The organism is Cohnella sp. OV330, assembly GCF_900112065.1.
In the GTDB taxonomy this organism is placed as follows: domain Bacteria; phylum Bacillota; class Bacilli; order Paenibacillales; family Paenibacillaceae; genus Cohnella.
Genome location: NZ_FOKE01000018.1, coordinates 16251 through 36387 on the forward strand (window position 1 = coordinate 16251; position 20137 = coordinate 36387).

30 protein-coding genes are annotated in these 20137 nt (G+C 56.4%); all 30 read right to left on the reverse strand.

All coding sequences use genetic code 11. The features are described from left to right. Nucleotides 1–39: 39 nt before the first annotated feature. Nucleotides 40–219, reverse strand: coding sequence for a 50S ribosomal protein L30 (gene rpmD, locus BM235_RS29755; protein WP_090117898.1), 180 nt, complete (start codon nucleotides 217–219; stop codon nucleotides 40–42). Between the two features lie 12 nt (nucleotides 220–231). Next, nucleotides 232–729: a 30S ribosomal protein S5 gene (gene rpsE / locus BM235_RS29760; protein WP_090117899.1), complete on the reverse strand. Its 498-nt coding sequence runs from the start codon at nucleotides 727–729 to the stop codon at nucleotides 232–234. 27 nt (nucleotides 730–756) lie between these two features. After that, nucleotides 757–1122 (reverse strand): 50S ribosomal protein L18, encoded by a 366-nt coding sequence (gene rplR, locus BM235_RS29765; RefSeq protein ID WP_090117900.1) that lies wholly within the window; start codon nucleotides 1120–1122, stop codon nucleotides 757–759. Between the two features lie 106 nt (nucleotides 1123–1228). Further along, a complete protein-coding gene (gene rplF / locus BM235_RS29770) occupies nucleotides 1229–1771 on the reverse strand; it encodes a 50S ribosomal protein L6 (RefSeq protein WP_090117901.1) in 543 nt (180 codons plus the stop codon). Nucleotides 1772–1800: 29 nt separating this feature from the next. Next, the gene (rpsH, locus tag BM235_RS29775) at nucleotides 1801–2199 is read right to left on the reverse strand and encodes a 30S ribosomal protein S8 (RefSeq protein ID WP_090117902.1); all 399 of its coding nucleotides are present in this window, start codon (nucleotides 2197–2199) and stop codon (nucleotides 1801–1803) included. Between the two features lie 30 nt (nucleotides 2200–2229). Next, nucleotides 2230–2415, reverse strand: coding sequence for a type Z 30S ribosomal protein S14 (locus BM235_RS29780; protein WP_090117903.1), 186 nt, complete (start codon nucleotides 2413–2415; stop codon nucleotides 2230–2232). A gap of 55 nt (nucleotides 2416–2470) precedes the next feature. Continuing rightward, nucleotides 2471–3013, reverse strand: coding sequence for a 50S ribosomal protein L5 (gene rplE / locus BM235_RS29785; RefSeq protein ID WP_090117904.1), 543 nt, complete (start codon nucleotides 3011–3013; stop codon nucleotides 2471–2473). Nucleotides 3014–3048: 35 nt separating this feature from the next. Next, a complete protein-coding gene (gene rplX, locus BM235_RS29790; protein ID WP_090117905.1) occupies nucleotides 3049–3402 on the reverse strand; it encodes a 50S ribosomal protein L24 in 354 nt (117 codons plus the stop codon). A 42-nt stretch (nucleotides 3403–3444) separates the two neighbouring features. Next, nucleotides 3445–3813, reverse strand: coding sequence for a 50S ribosomal protein L14 (gene rplN, locus BM235_RS29795; protein ID WP_090117906.1), 369 nt, complete (start codon nucleotides 3811–3813; stop codon nucleotides 3445–3447). A gap of 36 nt (nucleotides 3814–3849) precedes the next feature. Further along, nucleotides 3850–4113: a 30S ribosomal protein S17 gene (gene rpsQ / locus BM235_RS29800; protein ID WP_090117907.1), complete on the reverse strand. Its 264-nt coding sequence runs from the start codon at nucleotides 4111–4113 to the stop codon at nucleotides 3850–3852. Nucleotides 4114–4156: 43 nt separating this feature from the next. Further along, nucleotides 4157–4357 carry a 50S ribosomal protein L29 gene (gene rpmC / locus BM235_RS29805; RefSeq protein ID WP_090117908.1) on the reverse strand — a complete coding sequence of 67 codons (201 nt, stop codon included), beginning with the start codon at nucleotides 4355–4357 and terminating at the stop codon, nucleotides 4157–4159. Next, nucleotides 4344–4781, reverse strand: a complete 438-nt coding sequence (gene rplP / locus BM235_RS29810; protein ID WP_090117909.1) for a 50S ribosomal protein L16 — start codon at nucleotides 4779–4781, stop codon at nucleotides 4344–4346. The genes rpmC and rplP overlap by 14 nt, the downstream gene beginning before the upstream one ends. Before the next feature lie 2 nt (nucleotides 4782–4783). Next, nucleotides 4784–5452 (reverse strand): 30S ribosomal protein S3, encoded by a 669-nt coding sequence (gene rpsC / locus BM235_RS29815; protein WP_090117910.1) that lies wholly within the window; start codon nucleotides 5450–5452, stop codon nucleotides 4784–4786. A gap of 13 nt (nucleotides 5453–5465) precedes the next feature. Beyond that, nucleotides 5466–5804 (reverse strand): 50S ribosomal protein L22, encoded by a 339-nt coding sequence (gene rplV, locus BM235_RS29820; protein ID WP_090117911.1) that lies wholly within the window; start codon nucleotides 5802–5804, stop codon nucleotides 5466–5468. A gap of 52 nt (nucleotides 5805–5856) precedes the next feature. After that, nucleotides 5857–6138, reverse strand: coding sequence for a 30S ribosomal protein S19 (gene rpsS / locus BM235_RS29825; RefSeq protein ID WP_090117912.1), 282 nt, complete (start codon nucleotides 6136–6138; stop codon nucleotides 5857–5859). Between the two features lie 37 nt (nucleotides 6139–6175). After that, nucleotides 6176–7003 carry a 50S ribosomal protein L2 gene (gene rplB, locus BM235_RS29830; protein WP_090117913.1) on the reverse strand — a complete coding sequence of 276 codons (828 nt, stop codon included), beginning with the start codon at nucleotides 7001–7003 and terminating at the stop codon, nucleotides 6176–6178. 29 nt (nucleotides 7004–7032) lie between these two features. Continuing rightward, nucleotides 7033–7326, reverse strand: coding sequence for a 50S ribosomal protein L23 (gene rplW / locus BM235_RS29835; protein ID WP_090117914.1), 294 nt, complete (start codon nucleotides 7324–7326; stop codon nucleotides 7033–7035). Beyond that, nucleotides 7326–7949: a 50S ribosomal protein L4 gene (gene rplD / locus BM235_RS29840; RefSeq protein WP_090117915.1), complete on the reverse strand. Its 624-nt coding sequence runs from the start codon at nucleotides 7947–7949 to the stop codon at nucleotides 7326–7328. Before rplD ends, rplW begins: the two co-directional genes overlap by 1 nt. A gap of 30 nt (nucleotides 7950–7979) precedes the next feature. After that, nucleotides 7980–8600, reverse strand: a complete 621-nt coding sequence (gene rplC, locus BM235_RS29845; RefSeq protein ID WP_090117916.1) for a 50S ribosomal protein L3 — start codon at nucleotides 8598–8600, stop codon at nucleotides 7980–7982. A 56-nt stretch (nucleotides 8601–8656) separates the two neighbouring features. Continuing rightward, nucleotides 8657–8965: a 30S ribosomal protein S10 gene (gene rpsJ / locus BM235_RS29850; protein ID WP_027087350.1), complete on the reverse strand. Its 309-nt coding sequence runs from the start codon at nucleotides 8963–8965 to the stop codon at nucleotides 8657–8659. Between the two features lie 357 nt (nucleotides 8966–9322). Beyond that, nucleotides 9323–10936: a methyl-accepting chemotaxis protein gene (locus BM235_RS29855; protein WP_158544143.1), complete on the reverse strand. Its 1614-nt coding sequence runs from the start codon at nucleotides 10934–10936 to the stop codon at nucleotides 9323–9325. Between the two features lie 317 nt (nucleotides 10937–11253). After that, the gene (gene tuf, locus BM235_RS29860; RefSeq protein WP_090117918.1) at nucleotides 11254–12444 is read right to left on the reverse strand and encodes an elongation factor Tu; all 1191 of its coding nucleotides are present in this window, start codon (nucleotides 12442–12444) and stop codon (nucleotides 11254–11256) included. A gap of 93 nt (nucleotides 12445–12537) precedes the next feature. Continuing rightward, nucleotides 12538–14613 carry an elongation factor G gene (gene fusA, locus BM235_RS29865; protein ID WP_090117919.1) on the reverse strand — a complete coding sequence of 692 codons (2076 nt, stop codon included), beginning with the start codon at nucleotides 14611–14613 and terminating at the stop codon, nucleotides 12538–12540. Nucleotides 14614–14649: 36 nt separating this feature from the next. Beyond that, nucleotides 14650–15120 (reverse strand): 30S ribosomal protein S7, encoded by a 471-nt coding sequence (gene rpsG / locus BM235_RS29870; RefSeq protein WP_090117920.1) that lies wholly within the window; start codon nucleotides 15118–15120, stop codon nucleotides 14650–14652. Between the two features lie 57 nt (nucleotides 15121–15177). Further along, complete coding sequence (gene rpsL, locus BM235_RS29875; protein ID WP_090117921.1) at nucleotides 15178–15597, reverse strand: 30S ribosomal protein S12; 420 nt, start codon at nucleotides 15595–15597, stop codon at nucleotides 15178–15180. 153 nt (nucleotides 15598–15750) lie between these two features. After that, nucleotides 15751–16005, reverse strand: a complete 255-nt coding sequence (locus BM235_RS29880; RefSeq protein ID WP_090117922.1) for a L7Ae/L30e/S12e/Gadd45 family ribosomal protein — start codon at nucleotides 16003–16005, stop codon at nucleotides 15751–15753. A gap of 185 nt (nucleotides 16006–16190) precedes the next feature. Then, nucleotides 16191–17201 carry a FecCD family ABC transporter permease gene (locus BM235_RS29885; RefSeq protein WP_090117923.1) on the reverse strand — a complete coding sequence of 337 codons (1011 nt, stop codon included), beginning with the start codon at nucleotides 17199–17201 and terminating at the stop codon, nucleotides 16191–16193. Next, nucleotides 17198–18202 (reverse strand): FecCD family ABC transporter permease, encoded by a 1005-nt coding sequence (locus BM235_RS29890; RefSeq protein WP_090117924.1) that lies wholly within the window; start codon nucleotides 18200–18202, stop codon nucleotides 17198–17200. Before BM235_RS29890 ends, BM235_RS29885 begins: the two co-directional genes overlap by 4 nt. Nucleotides 18203–18280: 78 nt before the next feature. Further along, nucleotides 18281–19261, reverse strand: coding sequence for an iron-hydroxamate ABC transporter substrate-binding protein (locus tag BM235_RS29895; RefSeq protein ID WP_255374661.1), 981 nt, complete (start codon nucleotides 19259–19261; stop codon nucleotides 18281–18283). 170 nt (nucleotides 19262–19431) lie between these two features. Beyond that, complete coding sequence (locus tag BM235_RS29900; protein ID WP_090117925.1) at nucleotides 19432–20136, reverse strand: hypothetical protein; 705 nt, start codon at nucleotides 20134–20136, stop codon at nucleotides 19432–19434. Nucleotide 20137 lies beyond the last annotated feature (1 nt).

A 20137-nucleotide genomic window follows, 5' to 3' on the forward strand; every position in this document is an offset into this window, starting at 1 on the left:
CCTCCTTGATTGATTTTTATTGCGATTGGCTATATAGCCTTATACTTCTTCGACGGTGATCAGGTGGCTAACAGTGTTAACCATGCCGCGGATCGCCGCGTTGTCTTCTTTTACGACCGTCGAGTTCACTTTGCCGAGGCCCAGCGACTTGACGGTTTGGCGTTGGTTCTCAGGACGGCCGATCAAGCTGCGCTTGAGGGTGATCTGCAATTTCGCCATTTTAACCCCTCCTTAACCCAACAGCTCTTCCACGGTTTTGCCGCGGAGCTTGGCTACGTCTTCGGCGCGCTTCAGGCGGGACAGACCTTCCAACGTCGCGTTGATCATGTTCATCGAGTTGGAGGAACCCAGCGATTTCGTCAAAATATCGCCGACGCCGGCCAGTTCGAGTACAGCGCGGACAGGACCGCCCGCGATGACGCCCGTACCTTCGGATGCCGGCTTCAGCAGCACTTTGCCGGCGCCGAAGTGACCCGTAACGGCGTGCGGAATCGTCTTGCCGACAAGCGGAATGAAAATCAAGTTCTTCTTAGCGTCATCGACGCCTTTGCGGATTGCGTCCGGCACTTCGCTGGCTTTGCCGATGCCTGCGCCAACCCAACCTTTGCCGTCGCCTACGACGACAAGTGCGCTGAAGCTGAAGCGACGGCCGCCCTTGACGACTTTGGAAACGCGGTTGATCTGGACCATTTTTTCGGTAAGTTCCAGGGTATTAGGATCTACACGCAAGTCGTTAACCTCCTTGTTTGCGTAATATTAGAACTGAAGACCGGCTTCGCGAGCCGCGTCCGCCAGTGCTTGAATGCGTCCGTGGTACAGGTAACCGCCGCGGTCGAATACGATGTTCTCGTATCCTTTCGCCTTAGCGCGTTCTGCTACCAGTTGACCGACCTTAGCAGCCGCTTCGACGCTGCCGCCGTTGCCGATCTCGCCGATTTCCTTATCCAGCGTGGATGCCGATGCCAGGGTCACGCCCTTGACGTCGTCGATCAGCTGCGCATAGATATGCTTGGAAGAACGGAACACGGAGAGGCGCGGACGTTCGTTCGTGCCGCTGATCTTCTTGCGCACGCGCAGGTGACGCTTCAGACGGGCCTTGTTCTTGTCGCCTTTGGTAATCATTCCGGGGTTCACTCCCTTCTCGCTTCGCTATCCGACCGGGGTCAGGCAACGGATCGCCGTGTGCCGGCCGAGTGCCATATCCTAAGCGGCCTGATGCCGCCTCTCTTTACTTCTTCTTGCCGGCTTTGCCTTCCTTGCGGATAATGCGTTCGCCTTCGTACTTGATGCCTTTGCCCTTGTATGGCTCCGGCGGACGGACTTCGCGGATCTTCGCTGCGATCGCGCCGACCGCTTCCTTGTCGATGCCGCGAACCGTGATACGGTTCTGAGCCGGCACGTCGAACTCGATGCCGCCTGCTGCCAGGAATTCGACCGGGTGCGAGTAGCCGACGTTCAGGACGAGCTTCTCGCCTTGCTTGCTGGCACGGTAACCGACGCCGACAAGCTCAAGGTTTTTAGCGAAGCCTTCGGTAACGCCGCTTACCATGTTGGCGACGACGGAGCGCGTCGTGCCGTGCAGGGCGCGGTGTTCTTTGTTGTCGGAAGGTCGTTCGACGTTGATGACGCCTTCTTCGACGACCAGCTTCATGTCTTTATGCAGTTCGCGGCTCAGCGTGCCCTTGGGGCCCTTTACCGTGATGACGTTGTTGTCCAGGTTCACGTTCACGCCGTTTGGCACCTGGATGGGTTTGCGTCCGATACGGGACATTGGTACACCTCCTAACTTGTCGCTTTAAATTACCAGACGTAGCAAAGGACTTCGCCGCCGGCTTTCCCTTGACGGGCTTCCTTGTCGGTGATGATGCCTTTGGACGTCGAGATGATCGCGATGCCGAGGCCGCCGAGTACGCGCGGTACTTCGTTCGACTTCGTGTAGACGCGCAGGCCGGGCTTGCTGATACGCTTCAGGCCCGTGATGACGCGCTCGTTGTTCGGTCCGTACTTCAAGAAGATGCGGATCAAACCTTGCTTGTTGTCTTCGACGTATTCGGCGTCGCGGATAAAGCCTTCGCGCTTCAGGATCTCAGCAATTTGCTTTTTGACCGTAGACGCAGGCAGCTCCACCGATTCGTGGCGGACGAGATTCGCGTTGCGAATGCGCGTCAGCATATCTGCAATGGGATCAGACATAACCATGGGGTAAACCTCCTTCCCGAACTAGGCTGATTACCAGCTCGCTTTTTTAACGCCAGGAATCTGGCCTTTGTATGCCAACTCGCGGAAACAAATCCGGCAAATTTTAAACTTTTGCAGCACGGAGTGCGGACGTCCGCAGCGCTCGCACCGCGTGTAAGCCCGAACTTGGAACTTCGGCGGACGTTGCTGCTTGATTTTCATCGACGTTTTTGCCACTTTGCTTTCACACCTCCCGTAGGGTACCTTGGCTTGATAGCCAGGCTCGGCGGAGTTACTTCACGAACGGTGCGCCCAGTTGGGTCAGCAGTTCGCGCGCTTCTTCGTCCGTATTCGCCGTCGTGACGATGACGATATCCATCCCGCGGACCTTATCGATCTTGTCGTATTCGATCTCGGGGAAGATCAGTTGCTCCTTCAAGCCGAGCGTGTAGTTGCCGCGACCGTCGAACGATTTGCTCGAGATGCCGCGGAAGTCACGTACGCGAGGAAGCGAGATGTTGAACAGCTTGTCGAGGAAGTAGTACATGCGGTCGCCGCGCAGCGTGACCTTTACGCCGATCGGCGCGTTTTCACGAAGGCGGAAGCCTGCGATAGACTTCTTCGCACGGGTAATGACCGGCTTTTGACCGGCGATCTTTTGCAGATCTTCGACCGCTGCGTCCAGAACCTTGGAGTTCGAGACCGCTTCGCCGACGCCCATGTTGATGACGACCTTCTCGATCTTCGGCACTTGCATGACCGATTTGTAGCTGAACTTCTGCACCAGTGCAGGCGCGATTTCAGCGTTGTAACGTTCTTTCATTCTTGCTGCCATGTGTCACAGTGACCTCCTTTCTTTCGGGGATCGTATTAGTCGATTTCTTGGCCGGACTTTTTCGCGACGCGGACTTTCGTGCCGTTGTCCAGCACCTTGTAGCCGATACGCGTAGGCTTGCCGCTCTTCGGATCCACGTGCATGACGTTGGATACGTGAATCGGCGCTTCCTGCTCGATGATGCCGCCTTGCGGGTTGGTCTGGGAAGGACGCGTGTGCTTCTTCACCAGGTTGACGCCTTCGATCAGAACGCGGTTTTGACGCGGGTAAGCGGCGATTACGCGCCCCTTCTTGCCCTTGTCCTTGCCGGTGATGACGATGACGTTGTCGTCTTTTTTGACGTGAAGCTTATTGTTGTGCGATTCCAGCACTTTTTTCAAACGGGGCATGGGTACACCTCCTTGAGTGTTTCTCCATGGACATCGGCCGGATTACAGCACTTCCGGTGCCAGAGAAATGATTTTCATGAAATCACGTTCGCGAAGCTCGCGGGCGACTGGTCCGAAGATACGGGTACCGCGCGGGCTCTTGTCTTCCTTGACGATGACGGCTGCGTTCTCGTCGAACGCGATGTAGGAACCGTCCTTGCGGCGTACCGAACGCTTCGTGCGTACGATTACGCATTTAACGACATCGCCCTTCTTGACAACGCCGCCTGGTGTTGCTTGTTTGACGGATGCGACGATCAGATCGCCGATGTGACCGACGCGACGTCCCGTGCCTCCAAGCACGCGGATGCACATCAGTTCCTTCGCGCCCGAGTTGTCGGCAACGCGCAATCTCGTAAACGGTTGAATCATCGTGAGGTCCTCCTTTCGGTGCTAAGGTGGCGTTTCTTACAGAATAACGGCTTTCTCGGTGATCTCGACCAGGCGCCAGTTCTTGTCCTTGGACAGCTTGCGGGTCTCCATGATCTTCACGGTGTCGCCGATTTGCGCTTCGTTGTTCTCGTCGTGCGCCTTGAATTTCTTCGTGTACTTGATCCGCTTATGGTACAGGCTGTGCTTCTTGTGCGTTTCGACAGCCACTACGATCGTTTTGTCCATCTTGTCGCTGACGACTTTGCCGATCTGAACCTTACGGTTGTTGCGTTCGCTCATGGTAATACTCCTTCCCGGAGGCGTCTAGGAATCGAATCAGCAATTAGCTGATGATGCCCAGTTCACGCTCGCGCAAAATGGTTTTGGCCCGGGCAATTTCTTTCCGCAGCTCGCTGATGCGGTGCGGGTTGTCCAGTTGGCCGGTAGCCAGTTGGAAACGAAGGTTGAACAGCTCTTCCTTGAAGCCGGAAACCTTCTGTTCGATTTCAACCGAAGTGAGGTTACGGAATTCACTGGCCTTCATTTGCTTCACCACCCAGTTCTTCGCGTTTCACGAACTTCGTCTTGATCGGCAGCTTGTGCGCGGCCAGACGCATCGCTTCGCGTGCGATTTCCTCAGGGACGCCGGCGAGCTCGAACAAGATCTTGCCCGGCTTAACAACGGCAACCCACTTCTCGACGTTACCTTTACCGCTACCCATCCGCACCTCGAGAGGCTTTTGGGTGATCGGCTTGGACGGGAAGATCTTGATCCATACCTTACCGCCACGCTTGATATAACGGGTCATCGCGATACGCGCAGATTCGATCTGGCGGTTCGTTACCCACGAAGGCTCCAGTGCTTGCAAGCCGAATTCGCCGAAGCTCACTTCCGTGCCGCCCTTGGCACGGCCCTTCATCTTCCCGCGGTGCTGCTTGCGGTGTTTGACGCGTTTAGGGACCAACATGCTTAGTTGCCTCCTTCCTCAGCTACTACTCTCTTCTTCTTGGCTGGAAGGACTTCGCCGCGGTAGATCCAGACTTTAACGCCGATGCGACCGTAGGTCGTGTGCGCTTCAGCCGTACCGTAGTCGATGTCGGCGCGCAGCGTGTGAAGCGGAACCGTTCCTTCGCTGTAGCCTTCCGTACGTGCGATTTCGGCGCCGCCCAGACGTCCGCTAACGAGGGTCTTGATACCCTTCGCGCCCATACGCAGCGTGCGCTGCATCGATTGCTTCATGGCGCGGCGGAACGAGATACGGCGTTCGAGTTGTTGCGCGATGCTCTCGGCGACGAGGATGGCATCCATTTCCGGCGTCTTGATCTCGGAGATGTTGATGTGCACCTTCTTGCCGTTCGTCAGCTTCGTCAGCTGACCGCGGATCACTTCTACTTCGGAACCGCCCTTGCCGATGACCATGCCAGGCTTGGCAGTATGAATCGTTACGTTGACGCGGTTCGCAGCGCGTTCGATCTCGAAGCGCGATACCGATGCGTCCTTAAGCTTGGCCTTGAGGAATTCGCGGATTTTGACATCTTCCATAAGAAGCGTGCCGAAGTCCTTGTCGGCGTACCACTTGGATTCCCAATCGCGGATGACGCCGATGCGAAGACCGACCGGATTTACTTTCTGACCCACACGTTATCCCTCCTTATTTCTCGGATACGACCAGCGTGATGTGGCTGGAGCGCTTGAAGATGCTGAACGCGCGGCCCTGCGAACGGGGTTGGAACCGTTTGAGGGTCGGACCTTCGTTGACGAATGCTTCGCTGATAACCAGCTTGTTGACGTCGAGCTGATAGTTGTGCTCTGCGTTAGCCACTGCGGAGTTCAGGAGCTTCTCCAGGATTGGGGAAGCCGAACGCGGCGTGTGGCGCAGAATGGCGATTGCGTCGCCTACCTTCTTGCCGCGGATCAGATCTGCGACCAGACGGACTTTGCGGGCCGGGATACGAATGTATCGCGCTACGGCCTTGGCTTCTTGTGCCATCGATGTACCTCCTCCCGTGTTGCGTTCGCCGGACGAAGCCGGCGCTTAGGATTTATCGTTTGCCGGTCTTCTTGTCGTCGGCGGTATGGCCTTTGTACGTGCGCGTAGGCGCGAATTCACCAAGCTTGTGACCGACCATGTCTTCCGATACGTATACCGGCACATGCTTGCGGCCATCGTAGACGGCGAACGTGTGACCTACGAATTGCGGGAAAATCGTCGAACGACGCGACCACGTCTTGATGACGACTTTCTTGCTGGACTCGTTCATCACTTCGACTTTCTTCAACAGATAGCCGTCGATGAACGGGCCTTTCTTTAAGCTGCGACCCATGGGTAAATCCTCCCTTCAGCCCGGAATGGACTCGCCTTTACTTGCGGCGGCGTACGATATATTGGCTCGAGGCCTTCTTCTTCTTGCGCGTCTTGTAACCGAGCGTCGGCTTGCCCCATGGGGACAGAGGAGACTTGCGGCCGATTGGAGCGCGACCTTCGCCACCGCCGTGCGGGTGATCGACCGGGTTCATGACGACACCACGGACAACCGGGCGCTTGCCGAGGTTGCGGGAACGACCAGCTTTACCGATGTTGATCAGCTCGTGGTCTTGGTTGCCGACGGAACCGATCGTAGCGCGGCATTGCTTGAGGATGCGGCGAATCTCGCCGGAAGCCAGGCGGATCGTGACATAAGTCTCTTCCTTACCCAGCAGTTGAGCTTCGGTACCTGCAGCGCGAACCAGTTGTCCGCCCTTGCCAGGCTTCAGCTCGATGTTGTGGATAACCGTACCGACCGGGATGTTCTCCAGCGGAAGGGCGTTGCCCACCTTGATGTCGGCGTCAGGCCCGGAGACGATTTGGTCGCCGACCTTCAAGCCTTTAGGAGCGACGATGTAGCTCTTTGCGCCGTCCAGATAGTGGATCAGGGCGATATAAGAGGTACGGTTCGGATCATACTCGATCTGAGCGACCTTTCCTGGTACGCCGTCCTTGTTGCGCTTGAAGTCGATGATACGGTACTTGCGCTTGTGTCCGCCGCCTTGGTGACGAACCGTAATCTTACCTTGATGGTTACGGCCGCCGCGCTTCGACAGCGGTGCAAGCAAGGATTTCTCCGGTACGTTCGTGGTGACTTCCTCGAACGTCGACATCGTCATTTCGCGACGGCTAGGCGATGTCGGATTAAACTTTTTGACTGGCACTTGGTTTCCCTCCTTGCTTTACGAAGATGTTAGACCGATGCTTCGAAAAATTCGAGCGGCTTGCTGTCCGCGGACAGCTGCACGATGGCCTTCTTCCATTCGGAAGTGTAGCCGGAGTGGCGGCCGTAGCGGCGCGGCTTCGGCGGTACGCGCATCGTGTTGACGCTGACGACCTTCACCTTGAAGATCGCTTCGATCGCTTGCTTGATTTCCGTCTTGTTCGTACGAAGATCGACTTCGAAGACGTACTTCAGCTGATCGATGAATTCGCTTGTGCGTTCCGTGATGACGGGGCGCTTGATAATATCGCGAGGGTCTTTCATTACGCGAATACCTCCTCGACTTTAGCGACCGCGTCCTTCGTGATGATGAGCTTGTCATGAACAAGTACATCGAGCACGTTGATTCCGTTGGCGGAGACGAACTTGACGCCAGGAATGTTGCGTGCGGACAGGGCCACATTGTTCTCATAATCGGCAGTGACGACGAGCGCCTTGCGGCCGACCTTGAGGTTGTTCAGAATGCCTTGGAATTCCTTCGTCTTAGGCGTTGCCAGGCTCAGTTGATCCAGGACGATGATGTCGCTGGCGATAACTTTGCTGGACAGCGCGGACTTGATCGCCAGACGGCGAACCTTGCGAGGAAGCTTGAAGCCGTAGCTGCGGGGAGTCGGTCCGAAAACGATACCGCCGCCCTTCCATTGCGGGGAACGGATCGAGCCCTGACGAGCGCGGCCTGTACCCTTTTGCTTCCATGGCTTGCGGCCGCCCCCGCGTACTTCGGAGCGTCCTTTGGTTTTGTGAGTGCCTTGGCGCACGGCTGCTTGCTGCAGCACGACCGCGCTGTGCATGACCGCTGCGTGCGGGTTAACGCCGAAGATCAGGTCAGACAGCTCGATCTCGCCGACCGCGCTGCCGCTCACGTTGTATACAGATACTTTAGGCATGTGGTAGTCCTCCTTTCTTGTTAAATCGGATTATTTCTTCACCGACGAGCGGAGTTTGAGGTAGCTGTTGCGAGCGCCCGGCACGGAACCCTTGATCAGGATAACGTTGCGTTCAACGTCGATCTTGACGACTTCGAGGTTTTGAACCGTGATCGTCTCGGAGCCGAGACGGCCGTGCATCTTCTTGCCCTTCGGTACGCGGTTCGCGTCGCGAATCGTAGCAAGCGAGCCGTTACCGCGGTGGTACTTCGAACCGTGCGTCATCTTGCCGCGTTGGAAGCCCCAACGTTTGATGGCGCCTGCCGTTCCCTTACCCTTCGAAATACCCGTCACGTCAACAAATTGCCCTTCGGCAAATACGTCAACTTTAACTTCAGCGCCGACTTCGAGTTCCGAAGATCCGCTAACTTCGCGGATGAAGCGCTTGGGCGCCGTACCGGCCTTCTTTGCATGGCCCGTTTCCGGCTTGTTTGCGAGCTTTTCGCGCTTATCGGCAAAGCCGAGTTGCACAGCTTCATATCCGTCGTTGTCGGAAGTTTTCTTCTGCAGCACGACGTTTGGCGTTGCTTCGATGACAGTGACCGGCACGACGCTTCCGTCAGCCGCGAACACTTGCGTCATACCGAGCTTACGTCCCAAGATTCCTGGCATGTTGACACCTCTCTTCTACATCTTATTCACATCTGGATAAGTCTTCGTTTTGCTTATTACAGCTTGATCTCGATGTCAACGCCGGACGGCAGGTCCAGACGCATCAACGCGTCGACCGTTTGCGGCGTCGGATTGACGATGTCGATCAGGCGCTTGTGCGTACGCATTTCGAACTGCTCACGCGAATCCTTGTATTTGTGGACCGCGCGCAGGATCGTGATGATCTGCTTTTCGGTCGGCAGCGGGATCGGACCGGATACGCCGGCACCCGTGCGCTTTGCCGTTTCTACGATCTTCTCCGCGGATTGATCAAGAATGCGGTGGTCGTAGGCTTTCAAACGGATACGGATTTTTTGCTTTGCCATAGAAAATTCCCTCCTTCATTCGTCCAATTTTGGAATCGGACATACTCCGTGAGAATACCCCGACATCATCCCTATCGCCACCCTATGGCAAAGGGGCCGGGTGTGTCGGCAACCTCTCACATCATCGCACGGTCGCAGACCAACATTTATTATTATAGCGATTCGCCTAGACCAATGCAACAAATTTTTAGACAAAAATGAAAAGTAATCAGGAGCCGCATCACGGCAATCTGTTCTTGGCATCAGATCAAGCGGTCGTTTACCGTGTTTCTTCTATATATATAGGAACGACATAGAGCAATAAGAAAAAGCCGATCGCACATGCGTCGGCTTTTCCTAAGTTTAGCTATCGCTTGGTTAAACGCGGAAACGGCTGACCGCTTCGTTCAATTCCGCCGCCAGCGACCTAAGTTGCTCGGCAGAGCCTGCGATCTCCTGAACGGAGGCAAGCTGCTCTTCGGATGCCGCCGCGACCTGCTGCGACTCTTCCGAGGAAAGCTTGGCTACGCGCTCCAGTTCTTCAATCGACGCAGCTACCTGCTGACTGCCCGCCGACATCTGCTGCGAAGCGGCGGATACATCTTGCACTTGGTCGGATACTTGCCTGACCGATTGAAGAATCGTGCGGAACGACTCTCCCGTACGCGCCGCGAGTTCCGTGCCCGCGCGCGCCTCTTCCGCCGATCGCGATAAGGTCGCCGCCGCTGCGGACGTCTTGTCGCCTACTGCATGGAGAATCGTCGCGATCGCTTCGGAAGACTCCTTAGAGCGTTCGGCCAGCTTGCGAATTTCCTGCGCGACAACGGCAAACCCCTTACCTTGCTCGCCGGCGCGCGCCGCTTCGATCGAAGCATTGAGCGCAAGCAGGTTCGTCTGGTTCGCGACTTCTGCAATCATGGCGACGATCTCCTGTATCTTCGCGCTTGAAGCTTGCAGCTCGCTCATCGTATCGCTGGCACCGAACACGTTTTGCTCGATTTGACGCATCTGACGCGTCGTATCCTCAAGCGTATGCTCGCCTGCCGTCGCCAGCTCGGCCGTTCCCCCTGCGAGCTCGGACAATGTAGCCGACGATTCTGCGATACGTCCGATACCGATCGCGATCTCGGACATCGCCCGTTGGCATTCCTGCGAGCTCGTCAACTGCGTCTCGGCACCGGAGGCAACGGTTTGAATCGACTCCGTAATCTCTCCGGTGGCCACAGCCGCTTGCGCGGAAGTATCCTTCAGCGTGCGCGATGCGGCGGACACTTCATCCGCCGTTCGCTTGATGCTGCCCGTCAATTCCCTTAAGCTTCGAACCATATCGTTAAACGACGCTGCCGCCTGACCGATTTCATTTCCCGAATTCACCGGCACTTGAACGGTCAAATCTCCCTTTGCCGCCTCTTGCGCGATTGCAGCCAGCCTTTTTAACGGACGAAGCGCATACCTTACAAAAAGGACGAGCAGCAGAATCGCGACCGCCGCGGCTGCGATGCCGATCCATATCGTGCTGACAAGCATGCCGTCGATCCGGGCCTGCACTTTATCGTAGTCGTAATCCAGGCCGAGAATCGCGACGACTTCGCCTTCGCCGTCCGTAACCGGTCCCTGATAGGATATCCAACTTCCGACGTTATCTGTATAGGGTTTGCTGAGCGACGACTTTCCGACCAACGCATCAGTATAGGCACGCTTAAAATCTCCGGAAAGCCCATAGTCGTCGCCCGCATGATTGCCTGCCCCGTCAAGCGCCTGATTCACTTGAAGCAACACGACGTTAGTGGCGCCTTCAGCCTCTTTCGAGAACGTGGAGAAGTAGTATGAATTCACCATCATGTCGCCATCCGTCATGGCATCCAACAGTTTGCGCAGAATCGCCTGGCTTTCCGGATCCGGCGCTTCTCCGTTTTTAAAGGCGTCAGCTACGGGCCGAAGCAAATTCGTATTGGCCGAAGCCTGGGCGGCAAGCCGATCGCCGATGGACATGAACTCCCTATATGCCGCATCCCGCTGTGCGCTATATTGAAGCCAGGACATAATCCCGATAAGCAGAATAAATAAAACGGACAAAACAAGACTAATCGTAAAAACCAGGCTTTTGCGAACTTGAAGTTTAGACAGATAGATGCACCTCGCCCTTGGATTTGCTTCTATTATAAGGGAGAAATGCTAGAAATACATGTCATTTCTTGTCGAATATAAACTAAATTTGTCGTTTCCGATGCAGATCCTATTCACTAAGACAAAAATAAGACCTTACCGAGCGATTAAGCCCGATAAGGTCTTCTTTAAGTAAATCGAAATTACTTTTGGATGGAAGCAACAGCGCCGGCGCCAACCGTACGGCCGCCTTCGCGGATGGAGAAGCGAGTGCCTTCTTCAACGGCGATCGGAGCGATCAGTTGAACGGTAACGGTGATGTTGTCGCCAGGCATAACCATCTCAGTGCCTTCCGGCAGGTTGATGATACCCGTAACGTCAGTTGTACGGAAGTAGAACTGAGGACGGTAGCCCGTGAAGAAAGGCTTGTGACGGCCGCCTTCTTCTTTGGTCAGGACGTAGATTTGAGCCGTGAATTCCGTGTGCGGCTTAACCGAACCCGGCTTAGCGATAACTTGGCCGCGCTCGATGTCCTTACGGTCAACACCGCGAAGCAGTGCGCCGACGTTGTCGCCCGCTTGAGCGGAATCGAGCAACTTACGGAACATTTCAACGCCGGTAACGACGGATTTGCGGGAATCTTCAACCAGACCGATGATTTCAACTTCATCGCCGATTTTGATCGTACCACGCTCAACACGGCCCGTAGCAACGGTACCGCGACCCGTGATCGTGAACACGTCCTCGACAGGCATCAGGAAAGGCTTAGCCGTGTCGCGCTCTGGTTGCGGGATGTAGGTGTCGACTTGTTCGAACAGCTCAACGATCTTGTCAGCCCAAGGGCCGTCAGGATTTTGCAGAGCTTCACGAGCAGCGCCGCGGATGATCGGCGTGTCGTCGCCCGGGAACTCGTACTCGTTCAGCAGGTCGCGAACTTCCATTTCAACCAGCTCGAGGAGCTCTTCGTCTTCCACCATGTCGCACTTGTTCAGGAATACGACGATGTAAGGAACGCCTACTTGCTTGGAGAGCAGGATGTGTTCGCGCGTTTGCGGCATAGGGCCGTCAGCAGCGGATACAACCAGGATCGCGCCGTCCATTTGAGCAGCGCCGGTGATCATGTTCTTGACATAGTCGGCGTGTCCAGGGCAGTCAACGTGTGCATAGTGACGGTTAGGCGTTTCGTATTCAACGTGAGCCGTGGAGATCGTGATACCGCGCTCGCGCTCTTCAGGAGCTTTGTCGATTTGGTCGAACGCAACAGCTGCGCCGCCGTACTTCTTGGACAGAACCGTCGTGATGGCAGCCGTCAGCGTCGTTTTGCCGTGGTCGACGTGGCCGATCGTACCGATGTTAACGTGCGGTTTGTTACGTTCAAATTTAGCCTTTGCCATGGATCTTTTCTCCTCCTTGTTAGTAAAGCCATTTTATAGGGAGGACGAAGCCGGAGACCTCAGGTCCCACAGCTCGTCCGAATGCCCGTTTAATTAAGCGCCTTTGCTCTTGGAGACGATCTCTTCGGAGATCGACTTCGGCACTTCTTCGTAGTGCGACAGTTCCATGGAGAATACGCCACGGCCCTGCGTACCGGAACGAAGAACGGTCGAGTAGCCGAACATCTCAGCCAGCGGCACCTTGGCGCGCACGATGAGCGCACCGTGACGGGTGTCGCTGCCTTCGATGCGTCCGCGGCGGGAGCTGAGCATGCCCATGACATCGCCCATATACTCTTCCGGAACGGTTACTTCGACCTTCATGATCGGCTCGAGCAGGATCGGGTTACACTTATCCTTGGCAGCTTTAAGCGCCATCGAGCCGGCGATCTTGAACGCCATTTCGTTCGAGTCGACGTCGTGGTACGATCCGTCGAAGATCGTCGCTTTGATATCGACGAGCGGGAAGCCGGCGAGTACGCCGTTCTTCATCGACTCTTCGATACCGGCTTGTACCGGCGCGATGTATTCGCGAGGTACTACGCCGCCGACAACCTTGTTCTCGAACACGAACCCGGAGCCTGCTTCAAGCGGTTCGAACTCGACCCAGCAATGGCCGTATTGGCCGCGTCCGCCGGATTGGCGAACGAACTTGCCTTCGACCTTCGCTGCAGTCTTGAACGTCTCGCGGTAAGCAACTTGCGGCTTGCCCACGTTCGTCTCGACCTTGAATTCGCGAAGCATGCGGTCAACGAGAATTTCCAGGTGAAGTTCGCCCATGCCGGCGATGATCGTCTGGCCAGTCTCTTCGTCCGTATGCGCACGGAATGTCGGATCCTCTTCGGAGAGCTTCTGAAGCGCGATACCCATCTTGTCTTGGTCAGCCTTGGTCTTAGGCTCAACCGCAAGCTGGATAACCGGCTCAGGGAAGTTCATCGATTCGAGGATAACCGGATTCTTCTCGTCGCACAGCGTATCGCCAGTCGTCGTGTCCTTCAGGCCGACTGCCGCGGCGATGTCGCCGGAGTAGACGATGCTGATTTCTTGACGGCTGTTCGCGTGCATCTGCAGAATACGGCCGATACGTTCGCGCTTGTTCTTCGTCGCATTGATGACGTACGAACCGGAGTTCAGAACGCCGGAGTATACGCGGAAGAACGTCAGCTTGCCGACAAACGGGTCGGTCATGATCTTAAACGCCAGCGCCGAGAACGGCTCCGAGTCGGAAGAATGACGAACCGTCTCTTCGCCGTCTTCGGTCGTGCCCTTGATAGCAGGGACATCGATCGGAGCCGGGAGGAAGTCGACGACAGCATCCAGCATCGGCTGAACGCCCTTATTGCGGTAGGAAGAACCGCAGACGACCGGGAAGATGCGAACTTCCACGACGCCCTTGCGAAGAGCTGCCTTGATCTCAGCGACCGACAGTTCTTCCCCTTCAAGATACTTCGCCATGAGATCGTCGTCAAGCTCGGCAACCTTCTCGACGAGCTCAAGACGGAGCTCTTCGGCTTGGTCGGCCAAGTCGGCCGGAATCTCAACGGTCTTCGGATCTTTACCGAGATCGTCCTCGTATACATAAGCGACTCGTTCGATCAAGTCGATCATGCCTACGAATCCGTTCTCCGCACCGATCGGAAGCTGGATGGCAACAGCATTGGCTTGCAGACGCAAGCGCATGTCGCGGACAACGTTCAAGAAGTCTGCGCCGATGATGTCCATCTTGTTGACGTAAGCAATACGCGGAACGCCGTAACGGTCGGCTTGACGCCATACCGTTTCGGATTGAGGTTCTACGCCTTCTTTGGCGCTAAATACGCCGACAGCCCCGTCCAATACGCGCAGCGAGCGCTCGACCTCGACCGTAAAGTCAACGTGTCCCGGTGTGTCGATAATATTGATGCGGTGACCTTTCCATTGAGCGGTCGTCGCGGCAGACGTGATCGTGATGCCGCGCTCTTGCTCTTGCTCCATCCAGTCCATCGTAGCGGCGCCTTCGTGCACTTCGCCGATCTTGTGGACACGGCCGGTATAGAACAGGATTCGCTCGGTCGTAGTCGTCTTGCCTGCATCAATATGCGCCATGATGCCGATGTTGCGCGTATTTTGCAAGGAGAACTCTCTAGCCATGCAATTGTCTCCTTTCGTTCCCTAGTGTCCGCGGGATTACCAGCGGTAGTGGGCGTACGCTTTGTTGGCTTCAGCCATTTTGTGCGTGTCTTCGCGCTTCTTGACGGCAGCGCCGGTGTTGTTCGAAGCGTCGAGAATCTCGGCCGCCAGACGCTCTTCCATCGTCTTCTCGCCGCGGTTGCGGGAGTAGTTAACGAGCCAGCGCAGTCCAAGGGACGTGCGACGCTCCGGCTTAACTTCGATCGGAACTTGGTAGTTGGCGCCGCCTACGCGGCGAGCCTTGACTTCGAGCACGGGCATGATGTTCTTGATGGCAGCTTCGAAAACTTCCATCGGATCCTTGCCGGAACGCTCTTGAATCAGCGTGAACGCATTGTAAAGCAGCTGCTGGGCTACGCCCTTCTTGCCGTCGATCATGATGCGGTTGACGAGGCGAGTGACGAGCTTGCTGTTGTAGACCGGATCCGGGAGCACGTCCCGCTTCGGTACTGGTCCTTTACGTGGCATTTGAGTTCCTCCTTTCCCTTATCAATGATAAAGCCGAAATGTTCCGGCAGAATTATCTTACTTCTTCACCTTAGCGCGCTTCGTACCGTACTTGGAACGAGCTTGCTTGCGGTTGTTGACGCCTGCGGTATCGAGCGCGCCGCGAACGATGTGATAACGTACGCCCGGAAGGTCCTTGACCCGGCCGCCGCGAATCAGAACGACGCTGTGCTCTTGCAGGTTGTGACCGATACCCGGAATGTAAGCCGTGACTTCTACGCGGTTCGTCAGACGTACACGCGCGTACTTTCGAAGTGCGGAGTTCGGTTTTTTCGGCGTCATCGTGCCTACGCGCGTGCATACGCCGCGCTTTTGAGGAGCGCTCAGGTCGGTCTCGATGCGCTTCAGGGCGTTGAATCCCTTTTGCAGTGCAGGAGACTTGGACTTGACCACCTTAGGCTCGCGACCTTTGCGAACGAGCTGGTTAATTGTTGGCATGTTGCCACCCCCTTCCCATGATTGCCTTGCATAAAACTAACGGCTACCGGTTCCCGCGGCGCGAAGCCCACAGATCCAGGCGGTTCATTTTGAGATAAACGAAAGGGTCCGTCCGCTGTACTCCCCATACGAGAAGTGCGGTAAGGTCCCGGTTCATGCTCTCTCTACTACCACGGCCATCGCCGTGCCGACATCGATCCCGCACTGTCTGCCGAGCTCGCGCATGGTGCTCACCTCGGTTAAGGGAACGCCACGCTGCTGGCATAACTGCGCGATGCGGCCGATCAGGCGCGAATCTGCATCTTGCGCGACATAGACGCCGATGGCCTTGCCTTGTTCTACCATCTTGGTCGTCTGCTTGGTGCCGACTTTGACGTTGTTCGCAAGATGATGAGCCATCAAGTCCATCATAACAACTCCTACGGAACGATCAAAATCCACCACGTCGGGCACACACATAGGCTATCTTAACACCTCGAATAGGCAGTGTCAAGAAACCATTGTCTTCCGCTTTTATTCAAGCTGCTCCCGTTCGCCAGGTTCTTTTCCTCTACTATAGAAACATCCCGTCTATATCGACGGGATGCGCATTTTCAAGCTTTCTTTAAAAGAAGATAGACGAAATACGGCGCGCCGATAAATGAAACGACGATGCCCGCAGCGATCCCTTCAGGATCCGCTACGTTCCGTCCGATCGTGTCGGCCAACAGAAGCAGAAAGCCGCCGATGAGCACCGATACCGGCACGAAGCGTTGGAACCTGGGGCCGACCAGCGACTTCGCGATATGCGGCGCCATCAAGCCGACGAACGCGATGCCGCCCGTGACGGCGACGGCGGACGCCGCGAGCGCCACCGCCGCGAGAAGCAGAAGGCCGCGATCGCGAGAAATCCGGACGCCGCTGCCGACGGCGGTCGCGTCATTCAACGAGAGCAGGTTCAACGCGTCTGATTTGTACAGCGCATACGGCAGAATCACGAGAAGCCATGGCAGCTGCGCCCACAGGAAGGACCAATCCGTCCCCCATACATTGCCGGCCAGCCAACGCGAGATAAAGTCGACCTTGTAAATATCGACTGCGGACGTTATGAATACCATCAGCCCTGCGAAGGCGAGCGAAAAGCCGATGCCCGTTAAGACGAGCCGCATGGGATGAAGCCCGGATTCACGGCTGTAGGAAAAAGCATACAGGAGTACGGCCGTAAAAAGCGCCCCGATAAAAGCGGATACCGGGATAACGTAGACGAAAGCGCCCGGCTCGGCAGGAATGAGCAAGAAGCTAATCGCTACGCCGAGTCCCGCCCCCGAGTTGATGCCCAGGATTCCGGGGTCGGCCAGATCGTTGTTCGTGACTCCCTGCAGGATGGCGCCCGACAGGGCCAGCGACATGCCTGCCGCCAGTACGATGCATATGCGGGGCAGACGGAGATCGAACAGGACGAACTTTTCCTTGAACTCCCCGTGTCCGAGCAAGGTGGGCAGGATTCGTCCGTAAGAAACGGAAGACGAGCCCAAACCCAAGCTTATGATGACGGTCAATAGGATGAGCGCGGCCAGCGCCACGAGCAGGAGTCGCTGCTTGCGAATCGAACGGGCGTCGGTCATGGGGTGGTTTTCACTCCTTTGCGCACGATAAACAGGAAGAACGGCAGCCCTATGATCGCGATGACCGATGCCATAGGCAGCTCATGATCACCGATCGCCGTACGCGAAATCGTATCTGCGGCCAGTATAAAAATGGAGCCGATGATCGCCGACATCGGAACGACCTTGCGGTAATCCGTTCCGACAACCATCCTAACGATATGCGGAATCATCAGGCCGACGAACGCCATGTTGCCGATAAGCGCGACGGAGGCGCCCGTCAACACAATGACCGCTGCGTACAGAACGAACTTGATCTGCGCGGTGCGCAGCCCTAAACCGATGGCAGCCTCTTCGTTGGCGCTGAGCAAGGTCAGCGCCTTGCCGAGCACGATCGCCGCGATAATGCCAATCGCGATAAAAGGCGAAATCGTCTGCACTTGCCCCCAGGTCGTGCCGATGAGACCGCCTGCCGTCCACATCGATACGCTTTTGGAAATTTTAAAAGCAAGGCCGATGCCTTCCGCTACGGCATACAAAAACAAGGACACGGCCGAACCCGCGAGCACCATCCGGATCGGAGACATCCCTCCCCTGCGGGAGGCGCCGATGCCTAGCACCAGGCAAGCGCCGACCGCCGCTCCGATGAAGCATGCGACCATCGTGCCGAAGTAGCCGACGGCAGGCATCATCGCCATCGTGAACGCCAGCGCCGCATTAGCGCCCGAGGACAAGCCGATCAATCCGGGATCGGCAAGCGGGTTGCGCGTGAGCCCTTGCATGACGGCGCCGGCGACGCCGAGCGCGGCGCCGACGATCATGCCGGCCGTCTCGCGAGGAAGGCGAAGCTCGCGCAGCACGGTGAGCTGGTCGCCTACGGCATGGGTCGTCAGCGCGAGCCATACGTCGCGAAGCGTCGTATCTTTGGCCCCGAATACCATCGAGATCGTGAACATGCACGCGAGCGCGATCAGCCCCACGACGATGGCCAGGGTGAAATTCATTTTCTTATTCGAATTCATCAGCCGCTCCGCTTTCTATATAAAAATAGGAAAGGGAACTTCGCGGGTTCGCGAAATTCCCGTTGTAAACGGGGATCGTTAGTTAGCGAGGAACTTATCCTTAAAGAATTCCAGCTGCCATTCCAGCGTCATGGCGTCGTTAAAGTAGAACGTCCGCGAATCGACTTCGTACACGCGATTGTTTTTTACCGCCGGAATATTTTTGTATGTAGCGGTCTGTTGGAAGGAAGTGTCGGCTCCCGGGTCCTTGCTGAGAATGACGTAATCGCCGGCGTAATCGGGCAGCACCTCCGCCGAGAGGGTGAAGTAGCCGTCTTTTGCAGTCGCTTCCTTGACCTTTGGCTGCATGTTGAGGCCCATCAGCTGGAACAAAATTTCGGTTCCCCGTCCCCATGCGTCGCCGAACGTGTATACTTCCTTGTCGTACGCTTCGATGACCGAGACGGTAGCGTCGGCTCCGATCTTCGCCTTGATTTGCTCGCCTGCTTCTGCCGCCCGTTTCTTGAAATCGTCGATCCAGGCTTGCGCTTCCTTCTCCTTGTTCAGCGCCTTGCCGATCTCCAGATGCTGCGTCAGGTAGTCGACCTTGTTGTACGTATAGGTGACGAGCGGCGCGATCTGCTTCAGCTTATCCTGATTTTTGCTGTCGGAGGATCCAATGATAAGATCAGGAGACAGCTCGATGATTTTTTCCACGTCTTCGTCGGACACTTCGGTCACGCCTTGCAGCTTCTCTGCGAAACGCGGATTGTTCATCGACCACGAATCGACGCCCACCAGCGGCACGCCCAGCTGGAGCACATCGCCCGTATAGCCGGACAGGACGACGACGCGCTGCGGATTGGCGGGCACTTCGATCGGGCCGGCCTCGGACTGGTACGTAACCGTACCGGTCTGAGCCACTGCAGAAGAGTTTGCGGAAGAGCTCGCGGATGCGCTCTCCGACGCGCTAGCCGTCGCTGCTGCGGAGCTGCTCGCGGCAGGGGAAGCGTTGCCTCCCTTATTGTTGTTGCCGCATGCGGCCAGCGCGAACGCGGCGACCATGAACAACGCGAACATGAGTAGACCTCTGCCAAGCTTAGTACCGTTTAAACGAGCGTTTGCCTGTCTTTTCATTTTTCTACCCCTAACTATTAATGATAATCATTATCATTGATAACGTTTATCATTACTTTAGGGGTTTACGCTTATTTTGTCAATGAAAATAGGCTCGAATTCTGTCCCTATGGCTAAAATCTTTTACGCGCCGCCCGAGCGACAAAGCTTCCGCACAACAGCACCGCATAAGCAAGCGCATACATAAATGCGCGTATCGTCAACCACGCCTTGTCGTGCCCTAACCGGGTCAGCACCTCCGACAATATGCCGGCTGGCGGCAGCAGCCAGCGTATGAACGCTATGCGGTCGGGGAGCGGTGCGACTGCCTTGGCTGAAGCAAGCGACAACACGAGGACGCCGATCAAAGCCGGGAGCGAAGCCGCGGTCCTGCCGAATCCGCGGTCAGTGAACCAGAGCGCGATTCCCATGCCTAACAGAAACATAGCGATATGGAAGCAGGCAGCCGCTAGCCATTCTTCCGGGGCAGGCCATCGCTCCAGCTTCCCCGCGAGCGCCGGGTACAAGACGGCAAACGAGGCGAGCAGCATGCCCACGGCAGCCATCAGCAGCAGCTTGGATAGATGATAGGCGACGGCGCTGCCCGCCTGAAGGGCGGTCACTGATTGCTGCGTTTCCGGTTCCAGGTCGGCAAAGCCCCAGACGATCCATGTCGATACGACGTACAACCAGACGGATGAGAACGCATAGCTCTCCATGACCGGATTCGGCGATATCGTGTAGACGAACAACAGGAAGCCGACGTATGCGATCAACGGGGCTAAGTATCGGTAAGATCTCGTATAGTAGGATAAATGATATCGAGTCAACGGCAGCACG

Bases quoted from the DNA above. Each gene is read 5' to 3' on its own strand.
- rpmD (WP_090117898.1), bottom strand. From the start codon at position 219: ATGGCGAAATTGCAGATCACCCTCAAGCGCAGCTTGATCGGCCGTCCT.
- rplR (WP_090117900.1), bottom strand. From the start codon at position 1,122: ATGATTACCAAAGGCGACAAGAACAAGGCCCGTCTGAAGCGTCACCTG.
- rplF (WP_090117901.1), bottom strand. From the start codon at position 1,771: ATGTCCCGTATCGGACGCAAACCCATCCAGGTGCCAAACGGCGTGAAC.
- rpsH (WP_090117902.1), bottom strand. From the start codon at position 2,199: ATGGTTATGTCTGATCCCATTGCAGATATGCTGACGCGCATTCGCAAC.
- rplE (WP_090117904.1), bottom strand. From the start codon at position 3,013: ATGGCAGCAAGAATGAAAGAACGTTACAACGCTGAAATCGCGCCTGCA.
- rplX (WP_090117905.1), bottom strand. From the start codon at position 3,402: ATGCCCCGTTTGAAAAAAGTGCTGGAATCGCACAACAATAAGCTTCAC.
- rplN (WP_090117906.1), bottom strand. From the start codon at position 3,813: ATGATTCAACCGTTTACGAGATTGCGCGTTGCCGACAACTCGGGCGCG.
- rpsQ (WP_090117907.1), bottom strand. From the start codon at position 4,113: ATGAGCGAACGCAACAACCGTAAGGTTCAGATCGGCAAAGTCGTCAGC.
- rpmC (WP_090117908.1), bottom strand. From the start codon at position 4,357: ATGAAGGCCAGTGAATTCCGTAACCTCACTTCGGTTGAAATCGAACAG.
- rplP (WP_090117909.1), bottom strand. From the start codon at position 4,781: ATGTTGGTCCCTAAACGCGTCAAACACCGCAAGCAGCACCGCGGGAAG.
- rplV (WP_090117911.1), bottom strand. From the start codon at position 5,804: ATGGCACAAGAAGCCAAGGCCGTAGCGCGATACATTCGTATCCCGGCC.
- rpsS (WP_090117912.1), bottom strand. From the start codon at position 6,138: ATGGGTCGCAGCTTAAAGAAAGGCCCGTTCATCGACGGCTATCTGTTG.
- rplW (WP_090117914.1), bottom strand. From the start codon at position 7,326: ATGAAAGACCCTCGCGATATTATCAAGCGCCCCGTCATCACGGAACGC.
- rplD (WP_090117915.1), bottom strand. From the start codon at position 7,949: ATGCCTAAAGTATCTGTATACAACGTGAGCGGCAGCGCGGTCGGCGAG.
- rplC (WP_090117916.1), bottom strand. From the start codon at position 8,600: ATGCCAGGAATCTTGGGACGTAAGCTCGGTATGACGCAAGTGTTCGCG.
- rpsJ (WP_027087350.1), bottom strand. From the start codon at position 8,965: ATGGCAAAGCAAAAAATCCGTATCCGTTTGAAAGCCTACGACCACCGC.
- BM235_RS29855 (WP_158544143.1), bottom strand. From the start codon at position 10,936: ATGTCCATCGGCGATCGGCTTGCCGCCCAGGCTTCGGCCAATACGAAT.
- tuf (WP_090117918.1), bottom strand. From the start codon at position 12,444: ATGGCAAAGGCTAAATTTGAACGTAACAAACCGCACGTTAACATCGGT.
- fusA (WP_090117919.1), bottom strand. From the start codon at position 14,613: ATGGCTAGAGAGTTCTCCTTGCAAAATACGCGCAACATCGGCATCATG.
- rpsG (WP_090117920.1), bottom strand. From the start codon at position 15,120: ATGCCACGTAAAGGACCAGTACCGAAGCGGGACGTGCTCCCGGATCCG.
- rpsL (WP_090117921.1), bottom strand. From the start codon at position 15,597: ATGCCAACAATTAACCAGCTCGTTCGCAAAGGTCGCGAGCCTAAGGTG.
- BM235_RS29880 (WP_090117922.1), bottom strand. From the start codon at position 16,005: ATGGACTTGATGGCTCATCATCTTGCGAACAACGTCAAAGTCGGCACC.
- BM235_RS29885 (WP_090117923.1), bottom strand. From the start codon at position 17,201: ATGACCGACGCCCGTTCGATTCGCAAGCAGCGACTCCTGCTCGTGGCG.
- BM235_RS29890 (WP_090117924.1), bottom strand. From the start codon at position 18,202: ATGAATTCGAATAAGAAAATGAATTTCACCCTGGCCATCGTCGTGGGG.
- BM235_RS29895 (WP_255374661.1), bottom strand. From the start codon at position 19,261: ATGTTCGCGTTGTTCATGGTCGCCGCGTTCGCGCTGGCCGCATGCGGC.